16 protein-coding genes, 1 tRNA gene and 1 pseudogene are annotated in these 19989 nt (G+C 43.6%); 11 read left to right on the top strand and 7 right to left on the bottom strand.

Annotation, left to right across the window (positions count from 1 at the left end; genetic code table 11):
* Positions 1-94: 94 nt before the first annotated feature.
* The 5 genes from DWV53_RS10780 to DWV53_RS10760 all read right to left on the bottom strand — a co-directional run bounded on the left by DWV53_RS10780 (position 95) and on the right by DWV53_RS10760 (position 8097).
* Positions 95-2443 carry a bifunctional dihydroorotate dehydrogenase B NAD binding subunit/NADPH-dependent glutamate synthase gene (locus DWV53_RS10780; RefSeq protein WP_118153669.1) on the bottom strand — a complete coding sequence of 783 codons (2349 nt, stop codon included), beginning with the start codon at positions 2441-2443 and terminating at the stop codon, positions 95-97.
* Between the two features lie 203 nt (positions 2444-2646).
* Positions 2647-3939 carry a serine--tRNA ligase gene (gene serS / locus DWV53_RS10775; protein WP_006848685.1) on the bottom strand — a complete coding sequence of 431 codons (1293 nt, stop codon included), beginning with the start codon at positions 3937-3939 and terminating at the stop codon, positions 2647-2649.
* A gap of 259 nt (positions 3940-4198) precedes the next feature.
* The gene (gene rpmA, locus DWV53_RS10770) at positions 4199-4489 is read right to left on the bottom strand and encodes a 50S ribosomal protein L27 (RefSeq protein WP_006848684.1); all 291 of its coding nucleotides are present in this window, start codon (positions 4487-4489) and stop codon (positions 4199-4201) included.
* 19 nt (positions 4490-4508) lie between these two features.
* Entirely contained in the window at positions 4509-4826 is a 318-nt protein-coding gene (gene rplU / locus DWV53_RS10765) for a 50S ribosomal protein L21 (protein WP_006848683.1), read from the bottom strand.
* A gap of 982 nt (positions 4827-5808) precedes the next feature.
* The gene (locus tag DWV53_RS10760; protein ID WP_117727682.1) at positions 5809-8097 is read right to left on the bottom strand and encodes an NADP-dependent malic enzyme; all 2289 of its coding nucleotides are present in this window, start codon (positions 8095-8097) and stop codon (positions 5809-5811) included.
* Positions 8098-8256: 159 nt separating this feature from the next.
* Here DWV53_RS10760 and DWV53_RS10755 point away from each other — a divergent pair, with 159 nt between their 5' ends.
* Positions 8257-8874, top strand: coding sequence for a TetR/AcrR family transcriptional regulator (locus DWV53_RS10755; RefSeq protein ID WP_118153668.1), 618 nt, complete (start codon positions 8257-8259; stop codon positions 8872-8874).
* Positions 8875-8987: 113 nt separating this feature from the next.
* On the opposite strand, the gene DWV53_RS10750 is transcribed toward DWV53_RS10755, so the two are convergent.
* Positions 8988-9836: a GNAT family N-acetyltransferase gene (locus DWV53_RS10750; RefSeq protein ID WP_259318967.1), complete on the bottom strand. Its 849-nt coding sequence runs from the start codon at positions 9834-9836 to the stop codon at positions 8988-8990.
* 233 nt (positions 9837-10069) lie between these two features.
* Here DWV53_RS10750 and DWV53_RS10745 point away from each other — a divergent pair, with 233 nt between their 5' ends.
* The 7 genes from DWV53_RS10745 (at position 10070) to DWV53_RS10715 (ending at position 16560) form a co-directional block, all read left to right on the top strand.
* Positions 10070-10840, top strand: a complete 771-nt coding sequence (locus DWV53_RS10745) for a Rossmann-like and DUF2520 domain-containing protein (protein ID WP_118153662.1) — start codon at positions 10070-10072, stop codon at positions 10838-10840.
* A 59-nt stretch (positions 10841-10899) separates the two neighbouring features.
* Positions 10900-11418 (top strand): KdsC family phosphatase, encoded by a 519-nt coding sequence (locus DWV53_RS10740; protein ID WP_022121881.1) that lies wholly within the window; start codon positions 10900-10902, stop codon positions 11416-11418.
* A gap of 93 nt (positions 11419-11511) precedes the next feature.
* Complete coding sequence (locus tag DWV53_RS10735) at positions 11512-12141, top strand: Maf-like protein (RefSeq protein ID WP_117727678.1); 630 nt, start codon at positions 11512-11514, stop codon at positions 12139-12141.
* A gap of 76 nt (positions 12142-12217) precedes the next feature.
* Positions 12218-12682, top strand: coding sequence for a Fur family transcriptional regulator (locus tag DWV53_RS10730; protein WP_022121879.1), 465 nt, complete (start codon positions 12218-12220; stop codon positions 12680-12682).
* Positions 12683-12705: 23 nt separating this feature from the next.
* The gene (locus DWV53_RS10725) at positions 12706-13980 is read left to right on the top strand and encodes an adenylosuccinate synthase (RefSeq protein ID WP_117692408.1); all 1275 of its coding nucleotides are present in this window, start codon (positions 12706-12708) and stop codon (positions 13978-13980) included.
* A gap of 98 nt (positions 13981-14078) precedes the next feature.
* Positions 14079-15443: a histidine--tRNA ligase gene (hisS, locus tag DWV53_RS10720; RefSeq protein ID WP_118153659.1), complete on the top strand. Its 1365-nt coding sequence runs from the start codon at positions 14079-14081 to the stop codon at positions 15441-15443.
* 124 nt (positions 15444-15567) lie between these two features.
* Complete coding sequence (locus DWV53_RS10715; RefSeq protein WP_118153656.1) at positions 15568-16560, top strand: rhamnogalacturonan acetylesterase; 993 nt, start codon at positions 15568-15570, stop codon at positions 16558-16560.
* A 445-nt stretch (positions 16561-17005) separates the two neighbouring features.
* Here the strand turns inward: DWV53_RS10715 and DWV53_RS10710 are convergent.
* Positions 17006-17076, bottom strand: a tRNA-Cys gene (locus DWV53_RS10710).
* Positions 17077-17552: 476 nt separating this feature from the next.
* Between DWV53_RS10710 and DWV53_RS10700 the strand changes: the two genes are divergently transcribed.
* The 3 genes and pseudogenes from DWV53_RS10700 to DWV53_RS10690 form a co-directional block, all read left to right on the top strand.
* Positions 17553-18776, top strand: a complete 1224-nt coding sequence (locus DWV53_RS10700) for a site-specific integrase (protein ID WP_118153650.1) — start codon at positions 17553-17555, stop codon at positions 18774-18776.
* The gene (locus DWV53_RS10695; RefSeq protein ID WP_118153647.1) at positions 18773-19144 is read left to right on the top strand and encodes a hypothetical protein; all 372 of its coding nucleotides are present in this window, start codon (positions 18773-18775) and stop codon (positions 19142-19144) included. The genes DWV53_RS10700 and DWV53_RS10695 overlap by 4 nt, the downstream gene beginning before the upstream one ends.
* 381 nt (positions 19145-19525) lie before the next feature.
* A pseudogene (locus DWV53_RS10690) lies at positions 19526-19989 on the top strand (helicase); the annotation flags it as partial.

Here is a 19989-nt window from a genome sequence, read left to right as displayed (position 1 = left end):
GTACGAACTACATTTCATTTTATAATATTACATACGAGAAAAGGAAAGGGCAGTCTGCGTGATGCATGGCTGCCCTTTATTGTTTCCCGTTTTCTTATTTCTTATTCAATAATTTTTCGCTCATATTGAGAGCGGCCTTTCTGCCGTCTCCCATGGCAAGGATTACTGTGGCTCCTCCTCGTACGATATCGCCGCCAGCGTAGATTTCTTCGATGGAACTCTGCATCTGGTCGTTTACGGCAATGGTGTTCTTCCGGCCGAGTTCCAAGCCTTCGATACTCTGTGGAACGAGTGGATTAGGACTTACTCCTACGGCAACAATTACCTGGTCGCACTCCAGCGTGATGGTCTCTCCTGTAGCTTCTGGACGACGACGGCCGCTGGCATCAGGTTCGCCAAGCTTCATCACATCGAGGACTACAGCCTTTACTGCGCCCTTATCGTCTGCCTCATATTCTTTAGGATTGTGCAATGTAAAGAAGTTGATTCCTTCTTCCTTGGCATGCTTCACCTCTTCGAGTCGGGCAGGCATTTCTGCCTCCGAACGGCGATATACCAAGGTTACGTCTGCTCCGAGTCGTTTTGCAGTACGGCAACTGTCCATGGCTGTATTTCCGCCGCCTACAACAACCACCTTCTTACCCAAGTTGATAGGGGTGTCGCTATGAGGATTGGCTGCATCCATCAGGTTTACACGGGTAAGATATTCGTTAGAAGACATGATGTTCAAGGCATTCTCTCCAGGAATATTCATGAAGTTGGGCAGACCCGCACCTGAGCCAACGAAGATTCCCTTGAATCCTTGTTCTTCCAGATCTTTTACGGAAATGGTCTTGCCAACGATGCAGTCTGTAATGAACTTTACGCCCATCTTCTGAAGATTCTCAATCTCTACATCTACGATAGCATTAGGCAAACGGAATTCAGGAATGCCATATTTCAATACACCGCCAATCTCGTGTAATGCTTCAAAGACGGTAACGTCGAATCCCTTCTTTGCCATATCGCCTGCAAAACTCAATCCGGAAGGTCCTGAACCAACTACGCCTATCTTGATGCCATTAGGTTCATCGCACTTTGGTACAGAGATGTTTCCACTCTGGCGTTCGTAATCGGCAGCAAAACGCTCCAGATATCCGATAGCTACAGCAGGCTCGTTCATCTTGAGATGTACACACTTGCTTTCACATTGCTTTTCCTGTGGACAAACTCGTCCGCAAACGGCTGGTAGGGCAGAGGTGTTCTTTAAAACCTTGGCTGCGGCAAGGAACTGGCCCCGCTCAATATTCTTGATGAAGGAAGGAATGTTGATACTTACCGGACAACCTTCCATACAGGTAGGCTTAGGACAGTCGAGACAGCGCTTGGCTTCGGTCAAAGCCATTTCCTTGGTTAAACCGATATTTACCTCTTCCGTACGGGTTGTGGCACGATAAAGAGGGTCAAGTTCTGGCATCTTTACGCGCTCTATAGCTGTACGTTCTTTTGCTTTCATCGAAGCACGTAACTCCTTGCGCCACTCAGCGTTACGGTCGGTCAACTCTTCGATGCTCGCATCTGTAGGTTCTACGTCCATGATTACATCCGTAGTTTCTTTCTTCTTTCCTGCGTCTACAGTTGCAAGGTGCTCTTCGAAGTGTTCCATCTCTTCGCGTTCAACATCCTTGAAAGTGCCCATGCGCTTGAACATCTCGTCCCAATCTACCTGGGCGCCGTCAAACTCAGGACCGTCGATGCAGACAAACTTGGTCTTGCCACCGATGGTCAGGCGGCAGGCACCGCACATACCGGTTCCATCCACCATGATGGTATTGAGCGAAACGTCTGTGGAAAGATTATATTTCTGGGTCAGGAGACAGCAGAACTTCATCATGATAGGAGGACCGATGGCGAAAACCTTATCGATATGCTCCTGATTGATAAACTTCTCGATTCCTACGGTTACAACACCCTTCTCGCCGTAACTTCCGTCATCGGTCATGATGATGAGTTCATCGCTAGATGCACGCACTTCATCTTCCATAATCACGAGGTCTTTGTTCCTACCCGCAATTACGGAAAGGACTCTGTTTCCTGCGGCTTTCAGTGCCTTGATGATAGGGAGCATAGGAGCTACGCCTACACCACCTCCGGCACAAATGACTGTTCCGAAGTTCTCGATATGTGTAGGATTTCCAAGTGGTCCCACCACATCGTGAATCTCATCGCCTTCATTCAATGCACAGAGTTTGGTAGATGAAAGACCTACCTTCTGCACAACCAGTGTGATGGTTCCTTTCTCAATGTCAGCATCAGCGATGGTCAGCGGCATGCGCTCGCTGTTGTTGTCTACACGGATGATGACAAAGTTACCTGCCTTTCGGCTCTTGGCTATAAGCGGTGCTTCTACATCGAAGCGGAATACTTTCTCTGAGTATTGTACTTTCTTGATAATCTTGTTCATGGGCTATTAAATTTCTTAATGCTGATATATTAATTTTTCTGGTTAGCTGTTTAGAGTTTGCTTCATGGTACATAAAAATGCAAAAGGATAACATCGGCTACCTTTGTGGCAGTCGAAGTTATCCTCGTACAATATATGTTATTTTTGTTTTTCGAATATTTTGTATAATCGAGAAAAACTGAAAGTCTTACCGATACTTCAAATTAATCGAAATTTTTGTCATCAAGCATCTCGAAACCACAGTATGGAACCAATACCTTAGGTACGCGGATTCCTTCTGGGGTCTGATTGTTCTCCAAGATGGTTGCTACGATACGTGGCAAAGCAAGAGCTGAACCATTCAATGTGTGGCAAAGTTCAATTTTCTTGTCATCTGTATGGCGATAGCGGCAGTGGAGACGGTTAGCCTGGTAGCTCTCGAAGTTAGATACTGATGAAACTTCCAACCAGCGGCCCTGTGCAGCACTCCATGTTTCGAAGTCGTAGCAGATAGAAGAGGTGAAGCTCATATCACCACCGCAGAGACGGAGGATATGGTATGGCAATTCCAACTTCTTCAAAAGACCTTCAACATGGTCGAGCATCTCGTTCAAACTCTCGTAAGAGTGACCTGGCTTATCGATGCGAACGATCTCTACCTTGTCGAACTGGTGCAGGCGGTTCAAACCGCGAACGTCCTTACCATAGCTACCTGCTTCACGACGGAAACAAGCTGAGTAAGCACAACGCTTGATAGGGAGATCTTTCTCATCGAGAATAACATCGCGGAAGATGTTGGTTACAGGAACCTCAGCAGTAGGGATAAGGAAGAGATTATCCAGATTAGCATGATACATCTGACCTTCCTTGTCTGGCAACTGACCGGTACCACGACCAGAGTCCTCGTTTACTACGTAAGGAGGCTGAATCTCCAGATATCCGCTCTTGCGAGCCTCATCGAGGAAGAATGCCTCAAGCGCACGCTGGAAACGAGCCATCTTACCGATATATACAGGGAAACCTGCGCCAGTAATCTTAACGCCGAGGTCGAAGTCTACAAGATTATACTTCTTCAAGAGATCCCAATGGCAGAGAGCATCCTCGCCGAGGTTTGGCTTTTCGCCGCCTTCTTTCACAACAACGTTGTCGGCTGCGTCCTTACCTTCAGGAACCTGCTCGCAAGGGATGTTAGGAATTTCGAGCAACTGGTTGGTCATATCGTTCTGTGCTTTCTCCATGATCTCTTCAAGAGCCTTAGCGTCAGCCTTGAGCATAGCTACCTGAGCCTTTGCGCTCTCAGCTTCCTCTTTCTTACCTTCCTTCATAAGGGCACCAATCTGCTTAGCAAACTGGTTTGCCTGCTGCTTGTTGTTATCCAACTTCTGCTGAGCTTCACGACGAATCTTGTCGTACTCCAAAACTTTCTCTACGGCCTCACGAGCATTTGGAAAATGCTTCTTTTCGAGACCCTTAACTACACGTTCAGTTTCCTCACTGATAAGTTTAAGTGTAAGCATAAAATGTCTTTTAATTAAATAATTTACTATTTGTAGGCAAAAGTACAAAAAATATTTGTGATAGCGTAAAAAAATGCTGACTTTTTTACAGGGAAGGGTAGAATTAAAGTTTTTTTGTGGTTTTATAGGGTTAAGGAGCTTAGAAAGGGGGTGGTGTAATCCTTGCCTAAAAACTTATATAAACGAAGAAAGCCTGCTCTAGGTATGAGCAGGCTTCTATGTTGTTTGTTTGGAATAGTTTTTTCTAAAACTTTAAAAATTAAGCGTCAGCTTTTTTGGTCTTCTCAGCGTAAACCTCTGGAGAGAGAACAGAAACTGTACTCTTGTCCTTGCGGCCCTTGTGGAAGTAAACGATACCATCTGCCAAAGCATACAATGTATCATCCTTACCCTGAGCTACATTCTCACCTGGGAAGTGCTTGTTACCACGCTGGCGAACGATGATGTTACCTGCGATGATGCTCTGACCACCCCAGATCTTAACGCCTAATCTTTGTGAAGCTGATTCACGGCCGTTCTTAGAACTACCAACACCTTTCTTATGTGCCATTTTCTAATTCCTCCTAATTTTAAGCGATTACAGATTTGATTGATACTTCAGTGAACTGAGCACGATGACCGTTCTTCTTGCGATAGTCCTTGCGGCGCTTCATCTTGAAGACGATTACCTTGTCACCCTTTACGAGTGGGTTCACTACTTCTACTACTACTTTTGCACCCTCTACAGCTGGTGCACCGACAGTGATTGAGCCGTCTTTGTCAACGAGCAAAACCTTGTCGAACTCAACAGTCTGACCTGCCTCAACATCCTTGATGTGATGTACGAAGAGCTTCTTGCCCTCCTCAGCCTTGAACTGCTGACCGTTAATTTCTACAATTGCGTACATTAAATTAATTATATAAACGGGTTTCTTCGGGAGGCGTCCTGCATTGTGCCGGATCTTCTTTGAGCCCCTTCGAACTAAACTTTTCTGTAACATTTGCCCAATCCATGAGCATTCGGGGTGCAAAATTACAAATTATCTTTGATATAAACAAAATGTTGGGGAGATAAAGATTGTTTTTTAGAAAGATTTAACAGAAAAGCCTGTTTTTTATAAGAATACCGATTATTTGCTACCAGATAAGGGACTCGTGAATAGTATAATGTTCTTTATTGGGTTCAATAATATACTTCCTTAGGTTCAATGATATGTCTCCTCTGGCTCAATGATATGTCTTCTCTAGTTCAAGGAGATGTCTTCTTAGGTTTAAGGATACGACTTCTCTGGTTCAAGAAGATACCTTCGTTAAAGTTATGACTAGTGTCAGCAGCTCTGCTGAGCCTAGTCAGCAGGTCTGCTCACTATAGTCGACAGGTCTGCTGACTGCAGTCAGCAAGTCTTCCGACTCAAGTGATATTACCTTTTTAATTGTATACTTTCTTCTTGGGACAATATATGCTATATGCTATTTGATGGAGGAGGTGTATAATAAAGAAAAAAGCGATGACCTTCACAGGCTACCGCTCCAAATCTTCAATAGGTATTAGTTTCCATTAAGGTAAAAAGATTGTTTTCAGGATAACTGGCTGCAAAGGTACATGATATTTTTCAAATCACCAAATATTTATTTGATTATTTTTGTTATAATTCTATTGTGTGGGTGCACAATGGCATAAATTAACTTATTTTAGTGAGAAAGGCTGCGTAATCGATTGCAATTCTGTTGTTTTTTTTGTTTAGATATCTTCAAAAGTATAAAGAGACGAACTTTCGAGACGAGTAGTGAAGAAGAGAAAATAAAAACAGGTTGGCGCAGAAGTGCCAACCTGTTTATGGAAGATACTATTATCTTATTCTGTTTGTTTGAATCAGGAAAAAGAAGTGATTACTTCTGCTTCTTGATTTTCTCTACATAAGCATCAATGACAGCTACTGCTGTGATGTTTACGATATCCTGTACACTACTTTCTGAGTCAGTGAAGTGGATAGGCTTATTCAATCCCATCTGGATAGGGCCGATAATCTCAGCTTCAGGATTCAAACCCTGGAGAAGTTTGTATGCACCATTGGCGCTACTCAAGTTAGGGAACACCAAAGTGTTGACGTCTTTGCCCTTGAGGCGGGAGAATGGATACTTCTCATCGCGCAGATCCTTGTTGAGTGCATAGTTTACCTGCATTTCACCATCGATAGCGAGTTCAGGGAACTCCTTCTGCATTTCAGCAACGGCTTTCTTTACCTTAACAGGTGAGCCAATATTGTCTGTACCGAAGTTAGAGTAGCTTAACATGGCCATAACCGGCTCTTCGTTGAAGAACTTCACTGTACCTGCAGACAGCTTGGCAACATCAATCAGCACATCTTCGTCTGGGTGGCGGTTGATGAGCGTATCTGCGATATAATAAATACCCTTCTGGGTGTTAAGGATATGCATGGTACCGAAAGTCTTATATGGCTCACGAATTCCAATTACATCTTTTGCCACCTTAATAGTATTGCTGTACTTTGTGTAAAGACCAGTGATGAATGCGTCAGCATCACCCTGTTCTACCATTGACATACCGAAGTAGTTGCGCTCGTACATTTTATCATAAGCTTCCTCGAAGCTGTAGCCCTCGCGAGCACGCTTCTCTGCCAGATGCTTGGCAAACTTTGCACGGCGGCCCTGTTCGTTATCGGCACGCATATCTACAATCTCAATATCTGAAAGGTCAAGTTTCAAACGGCTAGCAACACGGTTCAGACGGTCTGGGTTACCCAACAGGATTGGCTGGCAGATACCCTCTTGCTTTGCCTGGACTGCAGCCTTCAGCATAGTTGGGTTGCCACCTTCTGCGAATACTACACGCTGTGGGTGAAGGCGCGCTGTATCGTGGAGTTTGCGGGTCAGTTTGGTCTCCTGACCAAGCAGCTGGCGCAAATCCTGCTTGTACTTCTCCCAGTCTGTGATAGGGGTGCGAGCCACACCACTTTCCATTGCAGCCTTAGCTACGGCAGCAGAAACTTCTGTAATCAAACGTGGATCTACAGGTTTCGGAATGAAGTATTTAGGACCGAATGTAAGGTCGTTAACGTGGTAAACATCGTTTACCACATCAGGAACCGGCTGCTTAGCCAAATCGGCAATTGCATGAACAGCAGCCATCTTCATTTCTTCGTTGATAGCACGGGCGTGAACATCGAGTGCACCACGGAAGATGTATGGGAAACCGATTACATTGTTGATCTGGTTAGGATAATCTGAACGGCCAGTTGACATCAATACGTCAGGGCGGCTGTCCATAGCGTCCTCGTAGCTGATCTCAGGTACTGGATTGGCAAGAGCGAAAACGATAGGGTTGTCTGCCATAGAGCGAATCATATCCTTGGAGAGCACGTTACCCTTGCTGAGGCCTACGAATACATCAGCGCCTTTCACAGCCTCTTCGAGTGTATGGACATCGCGGCGGTCTGTTGCAAAGAGCTTTTTCTGCTCTGTCAGATTTTCGCGGTCGCTGGTAATGACACCCTTAGAGTCGAGCATAACGATGTTCTTTACCTGTGCACCAAGTGCTACGTAGAGTTTTGTACAGCTGATAGCAGCTGCACCAGCACCATTTACGACAATCTTCACATCGGCAATGTTCTTGCCAGCTACCTCAAGAGCGTTCTTCAAACCTGCAGCAGAGATGATAGCAGTACCATGCTGGTCATCGTGCATTACAGGGATGTCGAGAGTTCTTTTCAGGCGCTCCTCGATGTAGAAACATTGAGGTGCCTTGATGTCCTCCAAGTTGATTCCACCAAATGTAGGAGCGATTTTCTCTACGGTTTCACAGAACTTTTCTGGGTCTTTTTCATCGATTTCAATATCGAAGACATCCACACCACCGTAAATCTTGAAAAGCAATCCCTTACCTTCCATCACTGGCTTTCCGCTCATGGCACCGATATCGCCAAGTCCGAGCACTGCTGTACCATTACTGATAACAGCAACCAGGTTACCCTTGTCAGTATACTTGTATGCATCGTCTGGGTTCTGCTGGATCTCAAGACATGGGAATGCCACGCCAGGAGAATAAGCAAGGCTCAGATCCGTTTGTGTGTGATAAGGTTTTGTTGGCTTAACCTCAATCTTGCCAGGACGACCAGTCTCGTGATAACTTAAAGCCGCCTCTTTTGTAATTTTTACCATAACAATATATTGGTTTAGAGTTTATTTTCCTTTCATATTCGTGGATTTTTCGCACGAAATTTAAAAGTTTGTGCAAAGGTACAAAAAAACTTAGTAAAAAAGAATGGTTTTTTGATTTTTTTTGTATCTTTGCACAAAAATAGTCTTCAAACAAGTAAAATGACAGAAATCAATCAATATAGACAAGAACTGAAAGACAGAATTATCTCTTATGCGATGCCTGAATTCTATAAGCGTGGTGTAAAAGCTGTTAAGATGGATGAAATCTCACAGGGACTTCATGTATCTAAGAGAACTGTGTACGAGATTTTTGGTGACAAAGAAGAATTGTTGCTTGCTGGTATGATGCGTCAGCTAGAAGAAAATCGTTCGAAGTTAGAGAATTTCGCCAAGACCCAAGCGAAGAATGTGATAGATATTATCAGCTATGTCTATAAATTGCAGATGGAGCGCAATGGGATGGTGGGCGTTCTTTTTTATGAGGAGGTTCATAAGATGCCTCGTGTAGTGAAATTCTTCCAGGAAAATCATGCTCATGAACGGGAGGAGAGTGTACGTTTCTTTGAGGCTGGTGTAAAGGAGGGGCTTTTCCGTAAGGATGTAGACTTCAATGTTGTTATGGACGTAGGACATGTGATGATGGAGGAAATCATGCACCATCAGCTCTATCGTGTTCATTCGATGCAGGAGATATACGACAATTATATTTTGTGCCTGATTCGTGGATTCTGTACAGAGCGCGGCTTGGAGCAGCTTGACCGTGCTTTGAAAGAGTAGAGGCGTTGGCTTTAATATACAAAATGTACTTTTTGAGCGTATGTGTAATTATGCTTAAAAAAGAGAAAGAGGTTTCGGAGATGCTTTATATAGGCTCACGGAACCTCTTCTCCTTACTCCTTGTATAGCCAGTGGAGGAGCGGGTTTATAACTTTTGGATAGAAGCGGAACCAGCGAAACTTGGTAACAGGTTTGCCGCCGAAACCGAGAATGAATTCACGGTAGAGATTACTCTTAAGCGGAAGTCCTGCGTCCATAAAGTGGAGGTGTTGGGCATCCTGCTCCTGTGCATCAGAGAGTGCTTGCCAGATGGTCATTGTGTCCGGATGCAGATGGAGGTAAGTCTTTCTCTTGAATGCAGAAAACCAAAGAAAGGCATTGCCTTGGTTGTAGATGCAGGTATAGCCGCCAATCACTTTGTCCTTATAGGTGATGATGACGTTTCTGGCATTACTACTTGTACTCAGTTTCTGAAAGAATGTTTCGTCAGGAACAAAACGGCGAATTTTCAGCCGATAATAATTTTTGAGCAACTGGTGATAACGATGGATGTCTTCGGGTGAAGTTGCCTCTCTACAACTTATTCCCTTTTTTTTCATTTTTTCAATCATAGCAATTTGTTTGCCTGAGAGTCGCTCTTGGGGAAGTTTGCTGTGTAGGGAGTTATGTATCTCTTGCCAGGCAATAGGTACATAGCCCAATTTTCTGAATTCCCGGTAACCCAGCATCTTTTTGCTCATTCGGGAGAACTCGATGTAAAAGCAGAGTCGTTTGTGTAAGTGGATAGTTATGCTGCGGAGTAACAATGGGAAAATAGCATTCTGTTCAGCATCGGGTGCATAAAGTCCCTCTCCATACGCGTGCGCGTGCGTATATAAATAAGGTGGAAATAAAGATTTGCGGTGATAGAGGATGACGAGCATTTGTCCTACCACCTTGTTCTCCTGTGTGGCGACAGCCATAAAAGGGGTTATGCCGGGTGTTTTTTCAAGAATCTGAAAAAGCTCCAAGCTATGAAAAAAGTCGCCTTCCAATAAATGCGGCATTTCTTCCAGTTTACCATATATTTCTACTTCATATTTTCTCACGAAGGCAAAAATAATAAATTTATCATAAAAAAGCAAGAAAAAGGGCTTCTCTATCGTTATTTTTTAGTATTTTTGCATAAAAAGTAAAACTTTAAACAAAATTACGTATGAAAATAGTGTTTATTGGGGCAGGTAATCTTGCTACCAATCTTGCGCTCGAAATATCGCAATCAGAACATCAGATTGTGCAAGTTTTCAGTAGAACTCGGGAGTCGGCCTCTCTATTGGCTGAGAAGGTGAATTGTGAGCCTGTCAATGAGATGAGTAAGGTGGTCTGTGATGCAGATTTGTACATCGTTTCAGTGAAGGATGATGCGCTTGAAATGCTTATTCCTGAACTGTGCAAAGGAAGAGAAGATAAGATGTTTGTTCATACAGCTGGTTCCATGCCGATGGATGTTTTCAAAGATTATGCCCGTCATTATGGCGTATTTTATCCGATGCAGACATTTACGAAAGATAAAAAGGTTGCATTCGAAAATATTCCTATTTTCATTGAGGGATGTGGTGCTTTCGAAACTTCTTTCCTGAAGAGGTTGGCAGAACAGATTTCTCGTAGTGTCTATGAATTGGATTCTGATAATCGTAAGTATCTGCACCTGTCAGCTGTTTTTGCTTGTAATTTTGCGAATCATTGCGTAGCTATAGGTCAGCAGATTCTCGAAAATCATCACATTCCTAGCAGTGTTCTCCGTCCTCTGGTTATGGAAACTATGGACAAGGCTTCTTCGCATTCGGCAGCTGAAGTGCAGACAGGACCGGCTATTCGTGATGATCGGAACGTAATGGAGAAACAAATGCAACTTCTTGAAAAACAGCCAGAACTACAGCAGATTTATGAAATGATGAGCAAAAGCATATTCAAGTTCAAGAGATAAAACTGTTATCGGTTTAAGTTTGCAGTTAGGATTTTTCAGTACTAAAAACAGAAACAATTATGATTAATTACGATTTAAATAAGATAAAAGCAATCATCTTTGATGTTGATGGAGTACTGTCAAGACAGACCATCACGCTTTCCAGTGCCGGCGAACCTTTGCGTACTGTTAATATCAAAGATGGCTATGCCATTCAGCTGGCTCAGAAGAAAGGTGTTCGTATCGTAATTCTGACAGGCGGTAATTCTCATGCCATACAGGTACGCTATGAAAATCTTGGTGTAGAGGATATCTTCATGGGGTGTTCTGTAAAGATAAAGACTTATGAGGAGTTCAAGCAGAAATATTCAATTACAGATGAGGAAATAATATATGTAGGTGATGATATTCCTGATTATGAGATTATGCGTCGTTGCGGATGTCCATGTTGCCCAGCAGATGCATGCTCCGATATTAAAGAAATTTCTACTTATATCTCGGCTTGTAACGGAGGTGATGGAGTGGGACGTGATGTCGTAGAACAGGTACTGAGAGCCAAGGGTTTATGGCTTTCAGATGCTAAGGCGTTTGGCTGGTAGAATTTAGTTAATAGTTGAAAGTTGATAGTTTATAGTAGAAAGTTTGCAACTGAATTTTAATCATAAAGTTCAAAGTAATAAGGTTTAAAATAGATGAATTATAAGATTATTTTGGCGAGTAATTCGCCTCGTCGCAAGGAACTTCTGGCAGGTTTGGATATTCCTTTTGAGGTGAAGGTGATTAGTGGTATTGATGAAAGTTATCCTGCTGACCTCGATGCTTATCAGGTGGCAGAATTCATCTGCAAGAAAAAGGCTGAGGCTTATCGTCCGCTTTTGAACGGAAATAATAGTGTTGAAGAGTTGGACGAGTCAGAAACTTTGATTCTTACAGCAGATACGGTTGTGATTGCGCCAACAGCTGGCGAACAGAATGACCAGGAAGGAAAGGGAGTCATTCTCGGGAAGCCTCGTGATGCAGAAGATGCCAGACGAATGCTGAAGATGTTGAGCGGAAAGACGCATCATGTAGTTACAGGTGTTTGTCTTACTACCCAGCATAAGCAGCGTTCCTTTTCAGTAACAACAGAAGTGACGTTCAAACCGCTTTCTGATGATGAAATCAGTTATTATATAAATCATTATCAGCCGTTTGACAAAGCTGGCGCCTATGGTATTCAGGAATGGATTGGCTACATAGGTTGTACGGGGTTGAAGGGGAGTTATTTTAATGTGATGGGGCTTCCGGTTCAGCGTATCTATGAGGAATTGAGGCGAATTTAGATTTTTTAAAATTAAATATTGTTCTATGTCGTAGATAATGAGTATCTTTGTGCGTTTTATGTAACTAACAAGGATTATGAGTGAAGAAATTTTAGCAAAAGCTCATGAGGTTTTGGACAATTATATGGAGAGCAATCATCACCGGCGCACTCCGGAGCGTTCCACTATCCTCGACACCATTTATTCTATGGGAGAGCATTTCTCGATAGAAGATTTGGGCAGAGAGCTACTGAAAAAGAATTTTCGCGTTAGCAGGGCTACGCTTTATAACACATTGCATCTGTTCCTGGAACTAAGGCTTGTGGTAAAGCACAGTCTGGCAGACGGCACCAAGTATGAGGCCAGTTATAGCGAGGACAATCATGTGCATCAGGTTTGCACGATTTGTGGCAAGGTAACCGAAATTGTAGCACCGCAGGTTACGGCTGCTGTGAAGGATATCAGGATGCAGCGCTTTCGTAAAGATGCTTATGCTCTTTACATCTATGGTGTATGCAGCGGCTGTCAAAGCAAGATGACTCGCAAACGCAAAAAAGAATAAGTATCAAGATAAAAAGATAAAAAATGAACACAGGTAAAGTAGATGTCCTGCTGGGTTTGCAGTGGGGCGATGAAGGTAAAGGTAAGGTGGTTGACGTGTTGACCCCTAAGTATGATGTCATTGCTCGTTTCCAGGGTGGTCCTAATGCTGGACATACATTGGAGTTTGAGGGTGAGAAGTATGTGCTTCGCTCTATCCCTTCTGGTATTTTCCAGGGTGGTAAGGTGAACATCATCGGCAACGGTGTGGTTTTGGCTCCAGACCTCTTTATGGGTGAGGCTAAGGATCTTGAGAAGAGCGGTCATGATTTGAAGAGCCGTCTTTACATCTCTAAGAAGGCACATCTCATCATGCCTACTCACCGTGTACTCGATGCTGCTATCGAGGCTTCTAAGGGAAAGAACAAGGTAGGTACTACTGGTAAGGGTATCGGTCCTACTTATACTGACAAGGTTAGCCGTACCGGTCTTCGCGTAGGCGATATCCTTGACAATTTCGAGGAGAAGTATGCTGCTCACAAGGCTGCTCATCTCAAAACCATCGCAAGTCTCGGTTATACCGACTTCGATATTACAGAGGTTGAGAAGACCTGGATGGAGGGCATCGAATACTTGAAGCAGTTCAAACTTATCGATAGCGAGGTAGAAATCAATAAGGTGCTCCGTTCTGGCAAGGATATCCTCTGCGAGGGTGCTCAGGGTACTATGCTCGATGTTGACTTCGGTTCTTATCCATTCGTTACTTCTTCTAATACTATCTGTGCAGGTGCCTGCATAGGTCTGGGTATCGGCCCTAACCGCATCGGCAATGTTTATGGTATCATGAAGGCTTACTGTACACGTGTTGGTGCAGGTCCATTCCCTACAGAGCTTTTCGATGAGACTGGTGCCAAGATCCGTGACCTCGGTCATGAGTATGGTGCTGTTACCGGTCGTGAGCGTCGTTGTGGCTGGTGCGATCTTGTACAGCTCAAGTATTCTGTCATGGTGAATGGTGTTACCGAGCTTATCATGATGAAGAGCGACGTGCTCGATGGCTTCGATACCATCAAGGCATGCGTGGCATATAAGTTGAAGGATGGTTCTGTTACAACAGATTTCCCATACGAAATCGATGATGTAGAACCTGTTTACAAGGAGTTCAAGGGCTGGAAGACAGATATGACTAAGTTCACATCTGAAGATCAGTTCCCACAGGAGTTCAAGGATTATATTGCTTTTGTAGAAGAGTTCCTTGAGACTAAGATCGGTATCATTTCTATCGGTCCAGACCGTGCTCAGACTATTGTACGCAAGTAAATTATATAGTGTTTAATGTTTAGTGTTTAATGTTTACTTTGATGGGTTTACATGGCGCTAGACATTAAACATTTAACATTCATATTAAACATTAATAAATGGCTCAGAAACCAAGTATACCAAAGGGCACGAGAGATTTTGGTCCTGTTGAGATGGCGAAACGCAACTACATCTTCAACACCATCAAGGAAGTGTATGCTCTTTATGGATTCCAGCAGATTGAAACCCCTGCCATGGAAACCCTTCAGACTTTGATGGGCAAGTATGGTGAAGAGGGTGATAAACTGCTTTTTAAGATATTGAATTCAGGCGACTATATGAATAAGGTGAGCGATGAGGATATTCATTCTCTCGGATCACTCAAATTAGCTGCGAAACTTTGTGAGAAGGGTCTTCGTTATGACCTGACCGTTCCTTTCGCACGTTATGTAGTGCAGCACCGCGAGGAGTTGCAGATGCCTTTCAAGCGTTATCAGATTCAGCCAGTATGGCGTGCAGACCGCCCTCAGAAGGGACGTTACCGTGAGTTCTATCAGTGTGATGCCGATGTGGTTGGCTCTGATTCTCTCCTGAATGAGGTCGAGTTGATGCAGATTGTTGATACCGTGTTCACTAAGTTTGGTGTTCGTGTATGCATCAAGATTAATAACCGCAAGATTCTTACCGGTATTGCAGAGGTTATCGGCGAGGTTGAGAAGATTGTAGATATCACAGTGGCCATCGATAAGCTTGATAAAATCGGACTTGACAATGTAAACGAAGAGTTGCGTAATGACGGCATTTCTGAAGATGCCATTGAGAAGTTGCAGCCAATCATCTCATTGTCAGGAACTAATGATGAGAAACTTGAAGTGATAGCGAAGGTTCTCGAAGGTTCTGAAGTTGGTTTGAAGGGTGTAGAGGAAACCAAGTTTATCCTCGATACCTTGAAGACTCTTGGCTTGAACAACGAGATAGAACTGGATCTCACTCTGGCTCGTGGCTTGAACTATTATACGGGTGCAATCTTCGAGGTGAAGGCGCTTGATACTCCAATGGGAAGTATTACAGGTGGTGGTCGTTACGACAACCTTACCGGCATTTTCGGTTTGCCAGGTTTGAGCGGTGTTGGTATCAGTTTTGGTGCTGACCGTATTTATGATGTGTTAGGTGCGCTCGACCTTTATCCGAAGGAGGCTGTAAATGCTACTCAGGTACTGTTTATCAACTTCGGTGAAAAGGAGACAGCTTACTGCCTGCCTATAGTAAGTGCAGCTCGTGCAGCCGGTATCCGTACCGAAATCTTCCCTGATAAGGCGAAGATGAAGAAGCAGATGAGCTATGCCAATGCCAAGAATATTCCGTTTGTGGTGCTTGCAGGTGAGAATGAGATGGCTCAGGGCAAGGTTACGCTTAAGAATATGGAAACTGGCGAACAAACCTTGGTTACTGCCGAGGAATTGATAGCCAAAGTAAATAAATAATACTCTCTTTCTCGTCCTCTCGTGCTCGTATATGTGAATATGCAGTGCGGCAGGGCGAGAGCTTTTTATGTGTTAGCGTGTATGTCTAACTATAATTTTAGTAACTTCTAAAAACTACAGACAAATGAAAAAAATAAAAGCTATTTTATGTGTATTCATACTGGCGTTGCTGATGACATCCAGCACAAAGACAACAACGATTTTCGTAATAGGTGATTCTACTGCAGCCGAGAAAGGCGGTTTTAGAAATAGTCCAGAGCGAGGATGGGGGATGGTATTGCAAGGCTTTTTTGATGACAAGGTGATTGTTGACAATCATGCTGTTAATGGTCGTTCTTCTTTGAGCTTTATCAATGAAGGAAGATGGAAAAAGGTTTTGGATAGAATAAAGCCAGGTGATTATGTGTTTATCCAGTTTGGGCATAACGATGAGAAGTCAATGCCTGACCGTCATACTGATCCGGGATCTACTTTTGATGCAAACCTTGCCAGATATGTAAATGAGACCCGTGCCAAGGGTGGCATTCCTGTACTGTTCAATGCGGTGGTTCGTCGCTGCTATTATTCTGCAGAATTGAAGAATGATGATGACGAGAAGCTTCGCAATAAAGTATATGATGGAAAGGAACAGATTAATAGCGATACGCTTATCGACACCCACGGAGCTTATGTGATAGCTCCCCGCAATGTAGCAAAGCAGCTGAATGTTCCATTTGTTGATGCTACCAAGATTACCCACGATATAGAAACGGGCATGGGTATTGAAGGCAGCCGCAAATTACATATGTGGTTTATGCCTGGCGAGAATCCGCAGGTTCCTAAGGGTAAGAAAGATAATACCCATTATAATGTATATGGTGCACGTGTGGTTGCCGGTGCGCTTGCTGATGCTGTAGCTGAGCAGGTGCCAGCGCTGAAGTCTCATGTCTGCCATTATGATTATGTAGTCTCTGCAGAAGGTCGAGGCAATTTCATGGATTTGCAGAAGGCTGTAGATGCGGTTCCTGTAGGCAAGAAGGCTGTTATCCGTATTTTGGGTGGTGAATGGAAGAAGCCAATCATCGCAAAAGGCAAGAAGATTAAGTTTGTCAAGTCATTTGGTGCTAAAATCAAATAGTAACAGGCTTTTTTAAAACTCCCGATATCTTTGAAATTACATGGCGATGTAAAAGTCTGTGCGTCGTGACATAGAACAAAATGCATCGCCATGTAGTAAACCTATACATAAAAGGGGTACTTTCACAAGCACCCCTTTTCATATTATACAAAAACATTATGAATTATTTCTATTAGCGAACAAGATTTTAATTTCTATCTTTGTCTCAATTATCTAAAAGTTTCAAACGTTCACCAGAATTGCTTTTGGCAAGGGGCTATTCCTACTCGTAGGATAACCTCAGTTCTGATGTTTATCATTTACGGTTGCAAAGGTACGAAGATTTTTATAATTGTGCAATACCTAAAAATGGGGGTTTTGATGAATACCTAGAAATGAGGAATGAAAATGGGGGAGAGTAGATATGAAAAAAGGAAGTCCTTATTGAAGAACTTCCTTTTTTATGAGGTGTCTAGCGGAGTCGAACCGCTCTACACGGTTTTGCAGACCGTTACCTAACCGCTCGGTTAAGACACCTTGTGTAGAATAATCATTTCTGATTTGCGAGTGCAAAGGTACTACTTTTTATTGGTTCTACCAAATTTTTATGCAACTTTTTTAATTAAAACAATCACTTTCTTTGTATCTTGCTCATAATGAACGGGTTCTGAAATGCATTATTTTTGCTTGGTTTCCTCGCAGCATGACAGTAAAAATAGCTTTTGTAGCTTTTAAGAGAAAAGAACGCCTAAAAAGGCAAAAAATAGCGAAATCGAGCATTTGTTTTGAGTTTCAAGTGGTTGTGGCAGTAGTTGGCTTTAAGTGGCATAGACGAGGAAATGCAAAAAACGCAGATTGAGGAAATAGAAACGCTTTCAAATCATTACCTCGCAGAAACGCCCTAATAAGCATTTTTAACGGTGACGGTTCATATTTCCCCATTCTGCGTAAGTTTCGATTTTGCCATGCAGCTCTCATAGTTTAATTTTGCACCGAACAAAAAAGTAAGAATTATGGGATGCACTTTCAAGACAGTCTTCTATGTAAATGGAAGCAAGGAGAGAAACGGAATTGTCCCTATCATGGGACGAGTGACAATCAACGGAACTATCGCACAGTTCAGTTGCAAGCAGAGCGTTACCAAGGCTATTTGGGATGCCAAGGGCAACAGAGCCACAGGCAAGAGTAAGGAAGCCAAGGAGGTGAACTTTGCGCTTGACAACATCAAGGCTCAAATCACCAAGCATTACCAGCGACTTTCCGACCGTGAGGCGTTCGTTACCGCTGAAATGGTGAGAAACGCCTACCAAGGCATAGGCACGGAATACGAGACATTGCTCAGAGCCTTTGACAAAGAGAACGCAGCTTTTGCCAAGCGTGTGGGCAAGGATAGAGCCAAGAACACCTACCGCAAGTATCTGACGGTAAGAAAGTATGTTGCCGATTTCATCAAGTATCAGTACAAGCGCAGCGATATGTCCATGAACGAGCTTACTGAGGAGTTCATCCGTGACTATTGCCTGTATCTGAAGAATGTCGTCGGACTTGCGCAGTCCTCCATTTGGATTTACTCCATACCACTGAAGCATATTGTAACGGCAGCTCACTACAACGGCAAGATACCGAGAAATCCATTTGCCATGTACCACGTTGACCCAGACCACAAGGAACGTGAGTTCTTGACATTGGACGAGCTTACCGTCATGACAGAGATAAAGTTGGAAGACCCGAACATGGCATTTGCGAGAGACCTTTTTATCTTTGGCTGTTGGACAGGTATATCTTTCATCGACATCAAAAACTTGACGGAAGATAACATCAGCATGATAAACGGTGCTCCTTGGATTGTTTCCAAGCGTCAGAAGACAGGCGTTCCGTTCCAAATCAAGTTGATGGACATTCCCATGCAGATTATTGGGAGATACAAGGCTTTCAGAAAAGGAAGTCACTTGTTCAATATCGGCAACCTTGACAGCATCAACAAGCGCATAAAGAAAGTTGCTGCAATGTGTGGCATCAAGAAGCGTGTCTCGTTTCATGTCTCACGTCATAGTTGGGCTGTTTTAGCCTTGGAGTACGGAATGCCGATAGAGAGCGTGAGTAAGATTCTTGGTCACACGAATATCACCACGACACAGATATATGCCAAGGTGACAAGCACCAAGCTTGATCATGACATATCTGTCTTTGAAAGTCGAATCAAGGGGCATTTGCCTGCAATGGGAGGGATGGCATGAAAAGGACAATAATCACCGTGGGCGGAAATGGAATGCTTTCCATTCCGTCCAACTTGGAGAACTTGTGGATGAGTGAGAGTGAGTTGGTGGATATGCTTTATGTTACCGCCCCGAAGCTCAAAGCCGTGATACGAGCTATATATAAAGAAGGTATGTTGTCTATGTTGGAGGTCCAACAAAGGGAAGAACTTTCCAAAGGCGTTTGGCAAACGCTGTATGGATTCCCTATGATTGTTGCCATTTGCTTCCGCCTAACCTCTAATGGGGCTACACAACTTCGTGATGCCATCTTCAAGAGGCTGTACGGAGCAAAAGAGAAAACAGCCATTGTCCTGCAACTCTACGGAGGGACTAATTACTTTAGCTGAAAAACTCGCATCTTTGAGGCATCGGTTATTCACTGTCGTATAGACTTGCTGACGTACTGATTCACTGTCGTATCAAGCATTTCTGTGAAGAACGAAGAACTGCCGATGTCAAACGTTTTACAGTTTTATCGTATGACATATAAAACGTATGACATGCAGGAATACATTTTTGTTCATCCCGAGGAAAGGTTTACCAGCAAGCCTTTCTTCGGGATTTTTCGTTCTATCTTATCCCGAAAGGCTACATCAAGCGCCTTGATTTCCAATCTTTTAACATTGCCGGTGCAAACTTCTCCATTCTGCGCAAGTTTGTGTTTTGCGTTTTGATTTTCCACCCTTACCTTTGCAACTTTAATTTTATCAACTCACAAAGGTTAGATTATGAGCAAGACAAACGACAACAATCAGCCTGTGGCTGTGGGAAGCAAACAGCCACAGGCTGCACCTCCGACAAACGAGGTGTTCATCCGTGTTGGCACTACCTTGTACAAGGTGGTTGACCAACCTAACATCAGTGGTGGAAAGGTAAGAAAGCGCATCCCATGGAACATGGAAACCTTGCGTCAGGACTACGGCAAGGAGTTCATCAAGTACGTTCACAAGTATGACGGCTTCTGTACCGTTCCAGAACATGTGAACCATCGCACGGTGATAGATGGTTTCCTCAATCTATACGAGCCGATAAGTCACAAGCCAATGCAAGGGGACTTTCCGAACATCAAGAAGTTGGTAAGTCACATCTTTGGTGAGCAATACGAGCTTGGCATGGACTACCTGCAACTACTCTATCTCAAACCTGTGCAAAAGTTGCCCATTCTGCTGCTCGTATCAGAGGAGAGGAACAC

The organism is Segatella copri (genome assembly GCF_003465495.1).
In the GTDB taxonomy this organism is placed as follows: domain Bacteria; phylum Bacteroidota; class Bacteroidia; order Bacteroidales; family Bacteroidaceae; genus Prevotella; species Prevotella copri_G.
This window is presented reverse-complemented; position numbering and strand designations above follow the sequence as displayed.

Coding starts and splice junctions, on each gene's coding strand:
- rpmA (WP_006848684.1), bottom strand. CDS start 4,489: ATGGCACATAAGAAAGGTGTTGGTAGTTCTAAGAACGGCCGTGAATCA.
- DWV53_RS10760 (WP_117727682.1), bottom strand. CDS start 8,097: ATGGTAAAAATTACAAAAGAGGCGGCTTTAAGTTATCACGAGACTGGT.
- hisS (WP_118153659.1), top strand. CDS start 14,079: ATGGCTCAGAAACCAAGTATACCAAAGGGCACGAGAGATTTTGGTCCT.
- DWV53_RS10740 (WP_022121881.1), top strand. CDS start 10,900: ATGATTAATTACGATTTAAATAAGATAAAAGCAATCATCTTTGATGTT.
- DWV53_RS10750 (WP_259318967.1), bottom strand. CDS start 9,836: ATGGCTGTCGCCACACAGGAGAACAAGGTGGTAGGACAAATGCTCGTC.
- DWV53_RS10735 (WP_117727678.1), top strand. CDS start 11,512: ATGAATTATAAGATTATTTTGGCGAGTAATTCGCCTCGTCGCAAGGAA.
- DWV53_RS10715 (WP_118153656.1), top strand. CDS start 15,568: ATGAAAAAAATAAAAGCTATTTTATGTGTATTCATACTGGCGTTGCTG.
- rplU (WP_006848683.1), bottom strand. CDS start 4,826: ATGTACGCAATTGTAGAAATTAACGGTCAGCAGTTCAAGGCTGAGGAG.
- serS (WP_006848685.1), bottom strand. CDS start 3,939: ATGCTTACACTTAAACTTATCAGTGAGGAAACTGAACGTGTAGTTAAG.
- DWV53_RS10780 (WP_118153669.1), bottom strand. CDS start 2,443: ATGAACAAGATTATCAAGAAAGTACAATACTCAGAGAAAGTATTCCGC.
- DWV53_RS10725 (WP_117692408.1), top strand. CDS start 12,706: ATGAACACAGGTAAAGTAGATGTCCTGCTGGGTTTGCAGTGGGGCGAT.
- DWV53_RS10730 (WP_022121879.1), top strand. CDS start 12,218: ATGAGTGAAGAAATTTTAGCAAAAGCTCATGAGGTTTTGGACAATTAT.
- DWV53_RS10755 (WP_118153668.1), top strand. CDS start 8,257: ATGACAGAAATCAATCAATATAGACAAGAACTGAAAGACAGAATTATC.
- DWV53_RS10745 (WP_118153662.1), top strand. CDS start 10,070: ATGAAAATAGTGTTTATTGGGGCAGGTAATCTTGCTACCAATCTTGCG.
- DWV53_RS10695 (WP_118153647.1), top strand. CDS start 18,773: ATGAAAAGGACAATAATCACCGTGGGCGGAAATGGAATGCTTTCCATT.
- DWV53_RS10700 (WP_118153650.1), top strand. CDS start 17,553: ATGGGATGCACTTTCAAGACAGTCTTCTATGTAAATGGAAGCAAGGAG.